13 protein-coding genes are annotated in these 16,368 nt (G+C 42.8%); 3 read left to right on the top strand and 10 right to left on the bottom strand.

Annotated elements, in window-relative coordinates:
• Positions 1-207 precede the first annotated feature (207 nt).
• Complete coding sequence (locus I8752_RS12750; protein WP_214432693.1) at positions 208-1,269, top strand: glutathione S-transferase family protein; 1,062 nt, start codon at positions 208-210, stop codon at positions 1,267-1,269.
• A gap of 54 nt (positions 1,270-1,323) precedes the next feature.
• Here I8752_RS12750 and I8752_RS12745 read toward each other — a convergent pair whose 3' ends face one another.
• The 9 genes from I8752_RS12745 to I8752_RS12715 form a co-directional block, all read right to left on the bottom strand.
• Positions 1,324-1,770 (bottom strand): antibiotic biosynthesis monooxygenase family protein, encoded by a 447-nt coding sequence (locus tag I8752_RS12745; RefSeq protein WP_214432692.1) that lies wholly within the window; start codon positions 1,768-1,770, stop codon positions 1,324-1,326.
• 260 nt (positions 1,771-2,030) lie between these two features.
• On the bottom strand, positions 2,031-2,792 hold the full coding sequence (locus I8752_RS12740; RefSeq protein WP_214432691.1) for an isoprenyl transferase: 762 nt from the start codon (positions 2,790-2,792) through the stop codon (positions 2,031-2,033).
• 46 nt (positions 2,793-2,838) lie between these two features.
• The gene (locus tag I8752_RS12735; protein ID WP_214432690.1) at positions 2,839-3,777 is read right to left on the bottom strand and encodes a ferritin-like domain-containing protein; all 939 of its coding nucleotides are present in this window, start codon (positions 3,775-3,777) and stop codon (positions 2,839-2,841) included.
• A 269-nt stretch (positions 3,778-4,046) separates the two neighbouring features.
• Positions 4,047-5,822, bottom strand: coding sequence for a sensor histidine kinase (locus I8752_RS12730; protein WP_214432689.1), 1,776 nt, complete (start codon positions 5,820-5,822; stop codon positions 4,047-4,049).
• 273 nt (positions 5,823-6,095) lie between these two features.
• Entirely contained in the window at positions 6,096-8,357 is a 2,262-nt protein-coding gene (locus I8752_RS12725; RefSeq protein ID WP_214432688.1) for a sensor histidine kinase, read from the bottom strand.
• A gap of 20 nt (positions 8,358-8,377) precedes the next feature.
• Complete coding sequence (locus I8752_RS38010; RefSeq protein ID WP_263985304.1) at positions 8,378-8,506, bottom strand: hypothetical protein; 129 nt, start codon at positions 8,504-8,506, stop codon at positions 8,378-8,380.
• Between the two features lie 27 nt (positions 8,507-8,533).
• A complete protein-coding gene (gene ilvA, locus I8752_RS12720; RefSeq protein WP_214432687.1) occupies positions 8,534-10,045 on the bottom strand; it encodes a threonine ammonia-lyase, biosynthetic in 1,512 nt (503 codons plus the stop codon).
• A gap of 347 nt (positions 10,046-10,392) precedes the next feature.
• Complete coding sequence (locus I8752_RS38585) at positions 10,393-10,599, bottom strand: hypothetical protein (RefSeq protein ID WP_404827092.1); 207 nt, start codon at positions 10,597-10,599, stop codon at positions 10,393-10,395.
• Positions 10,600-10,705: 106 nt separating this feature from the next.
• Positions 10,706-12,676 (bottom strand): recombinase family protein, encoded by a 1,971-nt coding sequence (locus tag I8752_RS12715; RefSeq protein ID WP_404827091.1) that lies wholly within the window; start codon positions 12,674-12,676, stop codon positions 10,706-10,708.
• Positions 12,677-12,754: 78 nt separating this feature from the next.
• On the opposite strand from I8752_RS12715, the gene I8752_RS12710 reads away from it, so the two are divergent.
• The gene (locus I8752_RS12710) at positions 12,755-14,080 is read left to right on the top strand and encodes a proton extrusion protein PcxA (protein WP_214432686.1); all 1,326 of its coding nucleotides are present in this window, start codon (positions 12,755-12,757) and stop codon (positions 14,078-14,080) included.
• 123 nt (positions 14,081-14,203) lie between these two features.
• Complete coding sequence (gene mltA, locus I8752_RS12705; protein WP_214432685.1) at positions 14,204-15,490, top strand: murein transglycosylase A; 1,287 nt, start codon at positions 14,204-14,206, stop codon at positions 15,488-15,490.
• A 105-nt stretch (positions 15,491-15,595) separates the two neighbouring features.
• Here the strand turns inward: mltA and I8752_RS12700 are convergent, their stop codons facing one another.
• Complete coding sequence (locus tag I8752_RS12700; protein ID WP_214432684.1) at positions 15,596-16,225, bottom strand: J domain-containing protein; 630 nt, start codon at positions 16,223-16,225, stop codon at positions 15,596-15,598.
• Positions 16,226-16,368: the final 143 nt, after the last annotated feature.

Raw genomic sequence — 16,368 nt, 5'->3', positions numbered from 1 at the left:
GGGGCAGGGGAGCAGGGGGCAGAGGAGAGAATTCTTAAATAGATAATTGTAAGGGCGAACGTAACAGCGCCCTTATGCGTATACTTAATTTACCTGAAAAACGCTGTAATTTTTAGGTCAAAGACGATTATTCAGATTCTTCCCCCCCGCTCCCTCATCTCCCCTCACTTCCTCATCTCCCCCTGCTCCCTCTCGTGAGGTTTTATTATGAATATCAGAAATTTGAAAATAAAGATTCCCTCGACTCAAAAGAAGGGAAATTTTCTGCCTCCAAAACTGATTATTCAGCTGGGTAAGTTTATTTGGACAGAAATTTGGCATCTGATGATGTCGAAGCTTGCTCCCCGCAATCAGTCGGGGGAGTATATTCGTCCCAGCAGCCAGATAAGAAACTCGATTGGAACGCAAGCAGGGAACCTTTACCAACCAGCGGCGGGACGTTACCACCTTTACGTTGGGCTGAGTTGTCCTTGGGCACACCGAACCTTGATTGTACAGGCACTTAAAGGACTAGAAGAATCAATATCAGTTTCCGTTGTTTCTCCTTCTGCGGTTTCAGGAGGTTGGGTGTTCAATAGCCCAGAAGAAGGTTGCCATACCCTAGCTGAATTGTATAAGCTCTCTGAACCTGGCTATAGCGGACGCTGTACAGTTCCAGTTTTGTGGGATAAGCAAACAAAGACCATTGTCAATAACGAAAGTGCCGAAATTATTGTGATGCTGAACTCGGAATTTAACGAGTTCGCTGTAAATTCCACACTAAATCTCTACCCAGAAGAACTAAAACAAAAGATTGACTGGTGGAATGAGAAGATTTACACAAGCGTGAACAATGGTGTGTATCGCTGTGGCTTTGCTCAAACTCAAGAAGCCTACAATCGAGCTTGTAACGAACTGTTCGCTACACTAGATGAAATTGATGCAGTGTTAGAGACGAATCGATACCTCTGTGGAAGTAATCTCACCCTAGCGGATGTTCGTCTGTTCACAACATTGTTCCGTTTTGATATTGCTTACTACGGGTTGTTCAAGTGTAACCGCCGCCGAATTCGGGACTATCGACATTTGGGAGCCTACTTACGCGACTTGTATCAGCTTCAAGAAATTGCAGCCACTTGCGACTTAGAAAGCGTCAAGCAAGACTACTACGGCAATCTTTTCCCACTTAATCCAGGTGGTATTATCCCCCTTGGGCCTGATATGACATATTTGCTAGAACCGCACGATCGCAATAGCCTCAGCAAAGGTGCAGTTCAGCAAACATCATAAATATGAGCTTACAGTAGTCTTAACCAGCACTTTTGGTTTTATCCTACTTCCAACTCATTTGCGATCGTCTAGCAAGACATCAAAATGTTTGACTTTTGTCTCTGGTTCAATTAGATATTCACTGTCTTTAGGAAGAGGTCGCACTTTTTCTATATCATTGCCAGCAAACGCCCGAATCGCATCTCGTGATTGCCAATATGAGATGACAGTAAACTCTGTAATCTTGCCATTATTAAGGCGGAGTACTTGCACTCCCAAATTGCCAGGAATCGACTCGATTTTTTTGATTCCAGTTCTGAGATAATCATAGTACTCGGCTGCTTTGGAAGTGAGAGTTTTGCCATGCCAAATACGGGCAACTACTGTTTTTGCTTGAGTGTTGCTTCTATTTTCTTGGGCAGGAATTGTTGAAGGCTGTGACTGTGCAAAAGCTGCAAAGGGTAAAGTACTAAGCGATACTGTTAATCCCAAGAGTAGATTTATAAAATTTTCTCTCCTCATCCTTGCCTGCTCCTTTTATTGTTGTGTAATTATTTCAGTAATTTAACCAGTAAAACTGTCAAATTTTCAACAATAAATTAATTTACATTTATTAGTTTGACATTTAAGTTATACCAATTTCAAATATAGTTTCATTTGGAATTCCCTATCTGTCGCCAACATTAAGTAGGTGGACATAATTAAATGTAAAATGCCAATCGATGAAACCCTGTCATAAGCTGGCATTTACCTTCTGCCTTCTGCCTTCTATTTAGAATACGTTAAGCTGACAGCGTACTTTTAACTTGACCGAAACGGCGATCGCGTCCTTGGTAATTCAACAATGCTTGATGAAATGCTGCCCTGTCAAAGTCTGGCCAAAAAATATCCGTAAAATACATTTCTGCATACGCCATTTGCCACAAAAGGAAATTACTCAACCGCATCTCACCGCTGGTACGAATTAGCAAATCTGGTTCTGGGGTACTTGTTGTGTAGAGGTGTTGTTCTACAAGCTTTTCATTTACCTCTTCAGCATTGAGTTCTCCCCTCTGTACCAGTTCTGCCACCTGACGACAAGCTCTAGCAATTTCGTTGCGGCTGCCATAATTGACTGCAACAGTAAAGTGTATTCCTTGATTGTTCGATGTCTGTGTCATTGAACGTTCCATTTGTGTCTGTAAAGATTTGGGTAGAGCTGACAAATCGCCAATAAATGATATCCGCACTTCTTCTCGATGCATTTGTGCTAACTCGCGGTGCAGCAGTCGCTCAAATAACAGCATGAGAAAATCTACTTCTTCAATGGGACGCTGCCAATTTTCTGTTGAGAAAGCATAGGCTGTCAGCGCTTTGATTCCCCAATCTTTGCAACATCGCAAAAGTTCTTTAAGTGTTCTAGCTCCTTGGCGATGTCCGGCAATGCGCGGTAATCCTCGACTGGTTGCCCATCGACCGTTACCATCCATGATGACGGCTACATGCTGCGGTAAGCGTAGGAGGTCTAAATCAGCGGGTAATTTGGAGTAAAGTTGAGAATTCATGAGATTTTGGGTGTTGATGAACGGTACAAATCAGAGCAGACAAAGTTTACTGACTAATTGCAAATAAATCTTGCAAATACTGTGGTGTTAGGCTGTTGTTCCAAATCCACAGACGATACATTGCATAACTGAAGGTAAAAATTAAAGTTGCTTTATTGGTTAAAGTCCAAGAATTCCAGTTAAGTGTACCCATCATGCGGTGTAGAGTACGCATGAGGTTGTTGCGCTGATAATTTCGAGAGCGGGTTTTGATTAATGTGCGTCCAATTCGCATTAGCCCAGTATCAGGAAATGCCCAGACTCCAAAACCCCAAAATTTGGTCATGTGGTTGATTTCATCCTGGGCCAGTTCTTCTAAAACATCCTGAAGCGGGCCTGTGGTGTGAGCCATCAGCCAAAGATAGAGACAAGTTGCACCGTATTCAGTCGCAATACGGTGTAAACCATGACGATATAAATCTTCGTAGGGGTCATCTGTAGGGAGATAACCTCTAATAGTGCGATGTTTGGGCGTAATTTTCTCGCCTGTGAGTTGGGTGTAAACCTTGATTAATGCAGGTGTGTGCTGACGTTCTTCTTTTTCCCACAAACCCAGTTCTAATAAATTGTTATTTTCACTAACTGTTCCACCAACAAAGCGAGCCATCTGAGGATGCAATTTTTCCAAGTACTGGCGACTTGTTTGGGTATAGCCGCGAATTGGGGCTTCTGTATCCATCGCACCCACCAGAATAGACAAAAATATCTCTGCGTCTATGCCGATGATTTGGTTACGGTTAATCGCTTGCCAGTCAATGGGTTTCCAGGGGCGTGGTTGAGGATTTTCAAATTGGCTCAGTAAATCTTCCAGGCGGTCTTGTAGTTTTTCGACTGCTAGATAACGGTTTGTGAGGGAACGAATACGACCCTGGATTTGAAAGTAATGAGGACAGGTATAGCTTTTATCTGCTAAGTTTTCTGCAACTGGGCTGAGGGTGTTAAGCATATTTTTTTATACTTGGATTTTTTCCTCTGTGCCCAATAGCCTAAGCGATCGCGCTATGATTTGTCAGTCGGCTAAAGTCGGCTGTTTTATCTGGCTGAACTATAAAAGTCGGGAAAAAAGTTAGATTTAAGCTCATTCACAAGATAAATTTAAATTAAATAATTAAGTAGGCGGACATAATTAAATATAAAATTTCAACCTGTGAAAGCCTGTCAAAAACTAGCTTTTCCCTCCTGCCTTCTGCCTCCTGCCTTCTGCCTTCTACTTAATTACGAATTAGGATAAATTGGTAAGGTAAACCAAAATGTTGCTCCTGCTTGCAATTCACTTTTCACACCAATTTCACCGCCGTGAGCATTAATGATTTGCTTACATAAATACAATCCCAATCCCATACCTACACTGCGGTTAATATCGCCTCGGTAGTAAAGGTTAAAAAGCTGTTGGGATTGGGTTTGACTAATTCCAATGCCGTTATCAGTGACAGTACAATAAATCTTGTTATCTTCACAGCTAGCATTGAGCGTTAACAGCAACCCCGGCGGGTTATGTTTGACAGCGTTGATAATTAAATTAGAAAATACTCGCCACAGTTGTGTGGGATCGGCATTAACTAATGGTAAATCAGCGGTAATTAGATTTGTCAATTTAGCTTTATTTTCTGCCAGTATTGGCTCTAAATCTGCGATCGCTGCTTCCACTACTTTCAGCAATTCTACGGCTTCAAGTTGTAAAATAATACCTTGCATTTCATTAACGTGAGCTTCCAGCAACGAATTAATTAAGTTAAGTTGGCGATCGCTACTTTGCACCATCCGCTCTAAAATCAAACGGGAAATTGTAATTTTCTCATCAGGAAGTGACAGCAAATTCTTCAGTACCATCAAAGTGCCAAGTACGGGATTGCGTAGATCGTGCGAAACTGCATGGAAAAACACTCGTAGCGATTCCTCGGCTTGTTTGCGCTGCGTAATGTCTTCAATCAAACCTTCATAATAAAGCAGTTTTCCCTGTTCGCTACGGACTGCGTATGCTTTTTCCGAAATCCAGACAATGCTTCCGTCGCGGCGATATATCTGGGACTCGAATTTTGAGACGACACCATACCTGTCAATTAAGCGGATAAACTCTGCACGACGATTAGGTTCAACATACAACTGATGTTCGATATCTGTGAAGTAGGCTATTAATTCTTCAGGAGATGAGTAGCCATAGATACGTGCTAATGCAGGATTTGCCGTAATATAACGTCCATCGGGACTGCTTTGAAAAATTCCTTCGACTGCGTTTTCAAAAATATTACGGTATTTAGCTTCTGTAACACTGAGTTTTTGGTAAGCAGACTCAAGTTCTTGACGAGCGTGGAATTCAGAACGTTGCAAATTTTCATACAGGTAAACGCCCACATTACATATAACGCAATACCAAAAAACGTACAAAATAAACTTGACATCATATAACTCTGAGTATCCGGGTGTGGGTATTTTTAACCCAAGTGCTGTACTGACGCTAAAATAGCAAACTAGGATACTCAACTGAGATATTAAGTGGAGAGTCCAGCGAACAGGTATGAATATAGCTTGACTCAAGAATAGCAGCGACCAAGCAAGGGTATCCGGTAATGCATAACCTTTAAGGATTGCAAATAACTGCGCTCCGAAACTAATAAACCAAGCTGACCCCAAAAATAATAGCCCAGGACGACGATGACCAAACTTAGTTTTATGTAAAGCAAAACAGATCAGTAGACTTAGCAGTATTGTAATGTTAATTGCTAGCCCTTGGATTTTGAGTGCCTGTGGTAGAAGCTCTGTTTCCTTTAAAGGAAAAAAAAGGTCGTAAATGTTTCGCAAAATAAACGTTGACAAGCAGATCGTTGCCAGCCATAACCATAGATACAACCTTTGCCAAAAAAAGCGATGCCTATTGACTAGCCACTGCGTATTTGCAAACGAAGCTTGATAAATAGCGGTAATTTCCTCTATAGTTGGCGCACAAAAAAATCCTGTCCACCACTTTTGCACTATTTCCAATAAGCTAGCCATTAGCATCTCACCCCACTTTAGCCATACCGTCGGAGTGTTTCCTGTTTCCAGACTGCCATTACACCCCATCGTCAGCAGTCAGACAGAATTAATTACACAATGTCCGACGCGGAATGTAACAATCGCAATTGGGATTGCTTTGCTACTCTAAGAGAACACCAAGGGCGAATTTTCGCAATTATAGTAAATATTTTCGTCAGTCCCTCTTTCATCAGTTCCGGTGCACTCAGTTGATGACGGCTACTTATTATTATGTGACTAATGAGTAAATTATCAAGATGGAGTTGCTAAAGGCAAAGTAAACCAGAAAGTTAATCCGCCCTTGCGGTTACTAATGACACCAAGATCGCCACCATGAGCCTGAAGACTTTGCCGACAAAGATACATTTTTAAACCGATATCTGTTGAACAAGGGGCTTGAGGGTGGCGCACGTACAAATCAAACAGGCGATCGCACTCTTGCTTGTTTACTGGTACGCCATTATCTTTAATCTCAGTACGAATCATGCCATTTTCAACTGTAGCTTTCAAGGTAAAATTTAATCCTGGTGGATTGTTTTGCAAGCTATAAGTAAATAAATTTACTAAAACTTTCTGCAACTTAGTTTTATCTGCCATTACTAACGGTAAATCTTCAGGAACCAAGTTTGTTAAATTAGCTTGATTTTGACTCAGCATCGGCTGCAAGTTTTTGCTAATTGTCTGTAGCAACTCGCTAAATGGAACCATCTCGCGGTGGAGGACAATTCCTTGCTTTTTGCAAGAATGAATTTCTAGCAATGAATCAATCATTCCCAATTGGCGATCGTTGCCTTGAATCATGCGCTCAATAATTGAGTAAGATACCGGGATTGGAGATGAGGGAGATGAAGGAGACGCGGAGAGGGGGAGACATGGTGACGCGGAGAGGGGGAGACATGGTGACGCGGAGAGTTGTACTGAAACATCCCCCGTGTCCCCGTGTCTCCGTGTCCCCGTGTCCTCTGTCCCTAGTTCCTGACTTTTGAGCAAATTCTTTAGTACCATCAAGTTACCCATGACGGAAGTTCGTAAATCGTGGGCAATTGTGTGCAAAACTACGTCTTTGATTCGTTGTGTTTCTTCCAATTCCTGCATTTTCTGCTGTAATTGGGTGGTACGTTCTTCTACTTGGCGTTCTAAATTGCTGTTGAGTTGTGCGAGTTCGTGGTAGAGTTGCACTTGCTTAATGGCTATGGCCAGTTGTTCGGACATTTGCTGGAGCAAATCAATTTCTATTGGCTGCCAATGACGAGGGCCAGAACATTGGTTGGCAATTACAGCACCAAATAATTCGTCGCCTACCATAATTGGTACAGCTAAGGCGGCCTTGGTCTGAAATTGTTCGTAATGTGCTAGTAATTTGGGAGATAGCGTGATTTGGGAAATATCCTCAAACAAACGCACCCGATTAGTTGTTAGCTGCGTTTTCAATTCTTGGAGACAACTTTCATCATCGCTTTGCCAATTTAAGACTGATGGATAATTGGGATCTACTGATTCGACAACTGTTTTGGCTCCGACTTGGGGATCTTTTAGACCAATAAAAACTCGGTCTACTTGCAAAAATTGCCGAATTTCTGTGACAGTAGTTTGCAGAATCTTTTTTAAGTTGAGCGAAGACCGAATTCGTACCAAGGTTTCTGCTAACAAGCGATCGCGCTGTGCTGACAGGCGTAATTGTGCTTCTACTTGTTTGCGTTCTGTGATATCATGATGAACTGCTAACAGACAGGGAATGCCATCTAAATCAATTATTTCTGCTGAAAGTAGTGCTGTAATTAGCTTGCCACACTTGCGGCGATATTTACATTCCAAGTTGCGAACAACTTTGTTTGTCTGCAACTGTTGTAATAATCTGATGCGATCGCTCTTATTTATCCAAATATTTAACTCTAAAGCAGTACGACCAATTGCTTCATCTCGCTCGTAACCGGACAGTTGCACAAAACTATCGTTAAATTCAATTAAGCGCCCTTCTGTGAGGGTGCTAATGGTAATTGGATCGGGACTACAACTAAAAGCTTTAGAATATTTTAGGGCAAGATTTTGGAGAGAAATTTCTGTTTGTTTGCGGTCTGTAATATCTATTATTAAGCCATCCCAGAGAATATCGCCATTGGCCTGCCGTTCCAGCTGGGAAGCACCTTGAAGCCATTTGATGCCACTAGATGTAATGATGCGACCTTCCCAGCGCCAAGGTGTCACAGTAGCAGCAGCTACAGCAATAGATTCTGTAAAAGCTGTCATATCCTGCGGATGAATCAGTTTGTGCAGTACTTGCGGGTTTGCCTGGATAACTTCTGGTTCTAATTCATAAAGTTCTCGACAGCCAGAACTGACATACAGAACAACTTGAGAACCATCCTGTTGTTGCAAGCATTGGAAAATTATTCCTGATAAATTGGCAGCAATCTTTTCCAACAGAGGGATCGTTTCTTGTTGAAAACCTAGTCTATGCAGTGATTTTACAGTTTCATCCACTCTGGAACCCTTTAACACACAAGGAACTGGCATAAGATTAAAAGCAAGCGTAGCTATTTTGATAGTTTTGCTGCTGTCAGTTCAATTGCGTACAACAGCAAAACTCGATCTACTTTCAGCGTAGTTCTTGATGCTGCGATCGCATTCACCCAATCGGGTGAACCAGTTACCTCTGTTAACACTACACTCTGCTCAAGCTAGGTTTCGTCTTAACCCAAAAACAGCTTATACGCCGGATTCTGGCTTTCATCCCAACAACGATAGCCCAGAGTATCGAGAAATGCTTGCCATTGCTGCATCTCGTGAGGAGGTACTTGCATCCCGACGACAATTCGCCCATAATCTGCGCCGTTGTTGCGATAGTGGAACATGCTGATATTCCAGTTAGGACTCATAGAACCGACAAACTTCATCAAAGCGCCAGGGCGTTCGGGAAACTCGAAACGGTAAAGTAATTCATTGTGGGCTAAAGGAGAGTGTCCGCCCACCATGTGACGTAGATGTAATTTCGTCAGTTCGTCATCTGTCAAGTCAATGGTTTTAAACCCGCAGCCTTCAAAGGTTTCCACCATTTTTGCTCTATCGGCAAGGTTTTGAATTTGCACGCCGACAAAAATATGGGCCTCTTTTTCATCGGCAATGCGATAGTTAAACTCCGTCAGATTACGTTTGCCAATACATTCACAAAACTTACGAAGACTTCCTTGTTCTTCAGGAATGGCGACTGCAAGGATGGCTTCGCGCTGTTCGCCTAACTCTGCCCGTTCTGCGACAAACCGCAAACGGTCAAAGTTCATGTTAGCACCGCAGGCAACGGCAATTAGCGTTTTTCCTTGGATTTGCTCTCTTTGGGCGTAAGCTTTGGCAGCTGCGATCGCCAATGCTCCCGCAGGTTCTAAAATCGATCGCGTATCTTCAAATACGTCTTTAATTGCCGCACAGGTCGCATCCGTATCAACCAAAATAATGTCATCTACATAGTTTTGGCATAGCCGGAAGGTTTCTTCACCAACTTCCCGCACTGCTACCCCATCAGCAAATAACCCTACTTGCGGCAATCGCACCCGTTTGCCTGCTTTTAACGATTGATGCATCGCATCGGCATCCACCGGTTCAACACCAATAATCTTGATTTCCGGACGCAACCGTTTCACATAGGCTGCAATTCCAGAAATCAATCCACCTCCCCCAATGGCTACAAAAATTGCATGGATGGGTTGCTGATATTGCCGGAGAATTTCCATACCGATGGTTCCCTGTCCGGCAATCACATCTGGGTCGTCAAAAGGGTGAATGAAGATTAGTCCCTTTTCTGCCTCTAATTGACGAGCGTAAGCATAAGCATCATCGTAAGTATTACCATACAACACTACCTCTCCCCCTCGTGCCCTGACTGCATCCACTTTCACTTGGGGCGTAGTCACCGGCATGACGATAATTGCTCGCGTTTTCAGCCGACTTGCAGCTAGGGCGACTCCTTGGGCATGATTTCCAGCAGATGCCGCAATTACACCCTGTGTCAGCAAATCTGGCGGCAAGTTCGCCATCTTGTTGTAAGCCCCTCGCAGCTTGAAGGAAAATACTGACTGCATATCTTCCCGCTTCAACAGGAGTTTATTATTCAGTCGCGCAGAGAGATTTGGGGCAAACTCTAAAGGTGATTCCTGAGCAACATCGTATACGCGTGCAGTTAGTATCTGTACTAGATAGTCGCAAAGCATGGGGTAAACGGGTGAGCAAGTACCGGATGAAGATTCATTTTACGCCAGTTGTGTACTTGTTTGAAGTGCTGAGTGCTGAGTAAAATTAATTGCACCATCATACCGGGGGTTGGTGGCGTTGGAGGAACGCCGGTGCTGATACTGGGTACTGGGAAGCACCTCAAAATTTAGGAGGGGTCAAAGCCTGAACCATAATTTTTCGTTTTGTAACCCAGTCACGCCAGTTCGCTCAACGGGGGGGAACCCCCCGAAGTTGCTCCACTTGGGCAAAGCCCAAGACCGCACTTCTCTCCGCACGCGACTGGCTCCCCAATTCCTAATCCCCAATCCCCAATCCCCAGTCCCTTTTACGTAACAGAGACTTCCGACTCAAATGGCACACAAGCATGTACCAAAGGTAACAGCGGCCCTTGTAGTTCTTGCCCATTGACTGCTAAATCGCTGTGACATAAATAAACTCTTTGGGAAACACGAGAGAGCAAATCAGCCAAAATCCTTTGCAGTCTTTCTTGTTCTGCTAATTTTTCATCTTCTGCTGTCCAAGGTTCTCCCAACCTGTCTTGCAGGAAAAAAGGCGCGCCGAATAAAGTAGCTGCACCGCCTTTTGCCCACAGAGGCGAACCAGCATCTAGCCAAAAATGCCAACTGTGCGATCGTCGGCTAGACCTGTATTGGAAGATAGTTGCTAGAGTGACAGCCTTTTTGGCTGGGCCAATAGGACGCAGTGGGTAAGGATTGGCGGTGATAGTACCACGCCGTAATAATTGAATGAATTCGGCAATAGTAGTGCTGAGTGCTGAGTGCTGAGTGCTGAGTGCTGAGTAGGGTATTCTCCTCTGCTCTCCCTAGAGGTGTTTGCCGTAGTCTAGTGTCAATTTCCCAGTAGTGTTGCGCGGTTTCTAGCAATTCTCGCAGTGCTGCGAGTTGGTCGTAGGGTAGATTGCTGCCATTCCACAAAAAGCGCTGGATGGCTCTGTCTAATAGGGAAATAGGGCTAGGAATTAAACGCAGTTCTTGTTGCGATCGCTGCTTTTCTATCCACTCTAATATCTCACCATAAGCACTGCTAGCAGCATAGCCAATTCTATCCCAACGCTCAAATGTTGTCACTGGTAGCAAGTTGGGGCGATCGGGATGGGGTACAAAGCAGTAATCTGCGATTAATCCAGCACGTACCGGATCGATGTGAGTGCTGAGTATAGACGCGATGAATCGCGTCTGTACAAGTGAGTTCTGAGTGCTGAGTTCTGCCTCCTGCCTCCTGCCTTCTGCCTCCTGCCTTCTGCCTCCTGCCTCCTGCCTTCTGCTCAAGACTACAAGCATCTCTGCTACGGCATCCCGATCTACTAGGCGACCTAATCCGGGATAAACTAGTGCCAGCATGGTGAGTAATGCCCGAATCACGGGCGAACTAATTAGGGGGCGCTGGTCGTTGAGTGACTCTACTTGGATATTTTGCTTGGTGAGGATTTCTACTAGGGTGTAGCGAGCGATCGCATCTAAACCTGGTGCTATAATCGCTACTTGGTCTGGTTCTACTTGCCCTGATTTGATGGCATGAGTAATCGTTTCTGCTGTTTGCCGCAACAGCTGGGCACGGGAGGTAGTTTGAATGGACTGCACTGCCTCTGGTAAACCAGACAACACTATTGATTCTGTGACTAATTCCACTATTGGCGCAGCTAGTATATCTGCTAAAGACTCTGAAGGTTGCCCTGTCAGGGTTTCTACCCGACAGCGAGCTGCTAATCCTTCTAAATAATAGGGGTCTGCTCCCAATCCCAGCCGCACCGCCCCATCCGGATTGTAGCTAAATGCCCCTACTGCACCTCGATCTAAGAGAAAATCGAATAATTGACGTGCTATGGCAGGATAATCATCGACATCATCCGCTAGTACTGCTTGATAGCGTTGAGTGAGATAATTTTGGTAATTGCGATCGCCTAACAAATGCTGACTGAAAAGCTCGGTAATGATGCCATAAGTTAAAAATCCTCTTTCTAAACACCAGTTACGCCAATCTATTAATAAAGACCCCAGAAATTCCGGCTCTAAATCTATGCCATTTTCCTGTAAACCCTTTTGTAAAATCTCAGCTATATCTTCACAAACTTTGCCACTATAAGCTGCTAATTGTAGTAAATCGAGGATGCGTCTTACCAAACGATATTCATTTACCCCAGCACGACGCAAAGTTTCTTCGTCTAATTGCGATCGCCAGAGTTTTGTTGCCAATTCTTGCTCTGTTTCTGGACGCAATCTTACCGGAAATTGTGCTTTTAGATTCAACGATTGAATCAATAAAGGCCAAAATAAAATAACTTCATCTTGAAAAAAACCCAATACTGTCTTCGCTCGAACTGGATATTTTCCTAATGTGGTTGTAACAATTTTATCTCCTAATTCTCTGCGATTCTCGTCATTGGCAGCTAGAACTAAAACTCCTGGTTCTGTTTTTTCAAGATACAAAGGTTTAGGTATGCAAGTACTTGCTTGCCTTTTTGTTTTTTTAGTATAAAATAATTCATGACTATGATTTTCATTTTGTAACCATCTACTAAAATGCTCAACTAACCGAGTAGTCTTACCACTGCGGCTAGTGCCCATAATCCAAACAGAATAAGAAACCACAAACCTTCTCCTTATAGATTTGTTAGTATACCTTGTGCGTTAACTTAGGGTTAAGAATCACCAAAAAATGCTGGATGATTGCCTACAATGAAAATTTCTCTTTTTAGCCAAAAAATATACCCTTTCTTGCTGTCTGCTTACCGATGGTATCTACAGACCCCTGAGCGTTCTTTGGATAAAGCTTACAAGGCTGCATTACAAATCAAGGCAATAGAAGACGAGCATTTTAATGGTAAGAAAATAGACTTTAACTCAACCATCCACAGCAATAGCGTGATGGATTACTTTGAGTCAGACTTGAAAAAACAATTAAAAATTGTGCGGATGCGACTGACGGAGTTTAAAGCTAGTCGTTGGTTCTCAAATGAATCTCATCAAAAAGCTGCACATAAAACAGGAATAGAATATCCTAATCCTTCGTTAGTGTTAGAAAAGTTAAAATTTATTGATGAGGTGACATCAAAATACACTAACTATGATGAAACGACTTCCTTAGCCGTAGCAAAAAAACCTCAAATCGTGCAAGTCGATCCAGATATAGTTTCAGCATCACCACCACAATTACCGAATCCAAATAAAGAGCCAATTCCTAAAAAACGTGGGAAAACTGATACAACAGGAATATTGCCTCGGTCGCTTTTAAGTACTATCAGTCGTCTGCAAATTGAGTTAGATCCAAATTCCGAACAAGATGTTGTTAAGAGTTTTCGTCAGACTCAAAAAAGAACAGTAATATCTATCAGATTTCTCTTACTACTAATTATAATACCTCTGTTAACTCATCAAATATCTAAAATATTAGTAATCAGCCCAATAGTAGAGCGTTTGAGAGGGGCTGAGACAGAGCAAGTTTTCCTCAATTATGACATGGAAGAGGAAGCGTTAGTAGAACTACAAAAATTTGAAGAAAAAATTAAGTTTCAAAGCCTTCTTAGTAATGCACCTCCACTATCTACGCAAGAAATAGAACATCAGATCAAAGAAAAAGTAACTGAAATAGCTGAGGAATTTCGCAAGGAAAGCGCCAATGCAATTAAGAATGTTTTTGCAGATATCGCCTCTATTGTTGCTTTTATCTGGTTTTTACTCATTAGCAAGCCTGCCATTGCAGTACTAAAAGATTTTATTGACAATGTTGTTTACGGTCTGAGCGATAGTGCTAAAGCCTTTGTAATTATTTTGTTTACCGATATATTTGTCGGATTCCACTCTCCTCATGGCTGGGAAGTAATTTTAGAAGGTTTATCACGCCACTGGGGCTTGCCAGAAAATCGAGATTTTATCTTCTTATTTATTGCGACATTTCCAGTGATTTTAGATACCATTTTTAAATATTGGATATTCCGTTACTTGAACCGCATATCGCCTTCCGCAGTAGCTACGTACCGTAATATGAATGAATAAGGAATTGGGGACTGGGGATTAGGGGCAATGGAGACTAGGGATTAGGAAAGAATTATTTTCATCTAATTCTTAATCCCTACTAGTAAAAACCTATTAACCAATATTTAATCTCTATTTGTCTGAATGAGAAAGAAAATTGCAGCTATCAGTGCTGGTTTACCGATAATTGTGTTGATTTTCTTGGCAGGTATGCAATCTTTAGGGCATCGAGAACTAAGTTCGCCAGAATGCCGAGTTAGCAAGTGGGATGTACCAGCATCTTTGCCAGTTCAAACACAAGATACACTTATTCAAAAGCAAGAAGCGCCACTACCACTAATTCAGAGATTACCAGTAACTTGTTGTCAAGATGATGCTTCTTGTTTGGATGAGGTTCTCTATAGAGAAAACAATCAAGTACCAGATAAAAAAGCACTGGTAACAGCTATCGATCGCAGCCTACAATATCTGCAAACTTCTAACGCTATTACTGCTTATCAACGATATACGGTAGCTGGAATCACACGCGAGCGCGTTTTCAATAGTTTAAAAAGATTCCGCGAACTGTTACTAAAAACTAATTCTGCTACTGAACTACACAAAGCCATAGAACGAGAGTTTGTTTTTTACCAATCAATCGGCAAAGACAATAAAGGTTCGGTTTTGTTTACCGCTTACTACGAACCACTTTATTTAGCCAGTCGCGTTTCGACAGCAGAGTTTCGCTATCCAGTTTATCGATTACCCGCCAACTTAGACTCTTGGCCAAAGCCTCATCCTACACGCCTAGAATTAGAAGGTGCAGACGGTTTGCAAGGCGCAAAAGGTAAACTACGGGGGTTAGAGTTGTTTTGGTTTCGCGATCGCCTCGAACCTTATTTGGCTCAAATTGAAGGTTCAGCGAGACTTCAACTGCCTGATGGCACTCAAACTACAATAGGTTATGCAGGCCATACCGCTTATAACTATAAAAGTATTGGCAGAGAATTAGCGAACGATGGCAAATTACCGCTACAGGGTATAACAATGCCAATTATTCTTGACTATTTTCACAAACATCCCCAAGAATTGAATATTTATATTCCCCGCGATCCTAGCTTTGTGTTTTTTCAAGAAAACCACGGCGCGCCAGCACAAGGTTCTATCAACGTCCCAGTCACAGCAGAACGTTCCATTGCTACAGATAAATCCCTTATGCCTCCTGGTGCTTTAGCGTTGATTCGTGCTGCTATTCCCTTTGCCAAAGCTAACGGCGAGATGGAACACCGAATCGTCAGCCGTTATGTACTCGATCAAGATACGGGAGGTGCAATTAAAGGCGCGGGTAGAGTAGATTACTTTTTAGGTACTGGGAAACTAGCAGGCGATCGCGCTGGGGTTACAGTTAGTAATGGACAACTATATTACCTGCTGCTTAAACCCAAGAGTTAAAGAAGATGGAGAGACGCGGGGACGCGGGGACGCGGTGACGTAGGTACAAGGAGACAAAGAAGATAATTTTTCACTTCTGACAACTGACAACTGACAACTGACATCTTAAAAACTCTGCTCTAAACGTTGAAAGTCTCGTTGTACTTCATGCCACAAAGCTTTGTTGTTTGGGTCTGTTTTTAAAGCTTTTTTGAGATAAATTCTCGCTTTCAGTAGTTGATTTTCGTTAATTAGTGCCCGTCCCCAAATTTGATAAGCAACCGCTTGCCATTGCCGGACTTCGGCATCTCCTGGTAGGCGTTCTGACAAAGCTTCTGCTAGTGCGATCGCTTGGGGAAATCTTTTTTCCTTTAAAAATCGTTGCAATTGCTCGTAAGTCTTCCACTTTAACCGCTGTTCTATTTCCACAATATTAGGCGGCTTTGGTGTGGGCGGCTTTTCAGTTTTTACAGTGGTTTTGGTTTTGGGTGCTTTTTCTTGGCGAGTAGCCTTTGTGCCCTCATGCCCAGATTTAGGCGATTGACTAACTCTTTGAACTGTCTCCTCTGACGGTACAACTGTTAACAGGACTCTGTAAGCCTCTGTCAAGGCAATAAACTTATCTTTAGCTTTTGTATCATCTGGGTTAGTATCAGGATGATATTGCTGGGCCAGCCGTCTATAAGACGATTTGATGTCGGCAAAAGAGGCTCCTGTCCTTAAACCCAATAAACGGTAGCAATCTCCAAGATCCATTGCGATCTATCAGCTTTCCAATATTTAGCTTTCAGCTATTAGCTTCCAGCTTGAGGTTTTAATAATAAAGACTAATTATCTAATTTATAGTTCACATTTGACAGTTTTTCTAGGAACTGGGGACTGGGGACTGGGGATTGGGG

This window comes from Dendronalium phyllosphericum CENA369, assembly GCF_016056275.1.
Classification (GTDB): Bacteria; Cyanobacteriota; Cyanobacteriia; order Cyanobacteriales; family Nostocaceae; genus Dendronalium; species Dendronalium phyllosphericum.
The sequence above is the reverse complement of the archived record's forward strand: the minus strand, read 5'-3'. Positions and strand labels throughout refer to the sequence as shown.

What these genes read in the sequence shown, in the direction of transcription:
- I8752_RS12700 (WP_214432684.1), bottom strand. Translation starts at nt 16,225, where the DNA reads ATGGATCTTGGAGATTGCTACCGTTTATTGGGTTTAAGGACAGGAGCC.
- I8752_RS12750 (WP_214432693.1), top strand. Translation starts at nt 208, where the DNA reads ATGAATATCAGAAATTTGAAAATAAAGATTCCCTCGACTCAAAAGAAG.
- I8752_RS12730 (WP_214432689.1), bottom strand. Translation starts at nt 5,822, where the DNA reads ATGGCTAGCTTATTGGAAATAGTGCAAAAGTGGTGGACAGGATTTTTT.
- I8752_RS12745 (WP_214432692.1), bottom strand. Translation starts at nt 1,770, where the DNA reads ATGAGGAGAGAAAATTTTATAAATCTACTCTTGGGATTAACAGTATCG.
- mltA (WP_214432685.1), top strand. Translation starts at nt 14,204, where the DNA reads ATGAGAAAGAAAATTGCAGCTATCAGTGCTGGTTTACCGATAATTGTG.
- I8752_RS12740 (WP_214432691.1), bottom strand. Translation starts at nt 2,792, where the DNA reads ATGAATTCTCAACTTTACTCCAAATTACCCGCTGATTTAGACCTCCTA.
- ilvA (WP_214432687.1), bottom strand. Translation starts at nt 10,045, where the DNA reads ATGCTTTGCGACTATCTAGTACAGATACTAACTGCACGCGTATACGAT.
- I8752_RS12735 (WP_214432690.1), bottom strand. Translation starts at nt 3,777, where the DNA reads ATGCTTAACACCCTCAGCCCAGTTGCAGAAAACTTAGCAGATAAAAGC.
- I8752_RS12725 (WP_214432688.1), bottom strand. Translation starts at nt 8,357, where the DNA reads ATGCCAGTTCCTTGTGTGTTAAAGGGTTCCAGAGTGGATGAAACTGTA.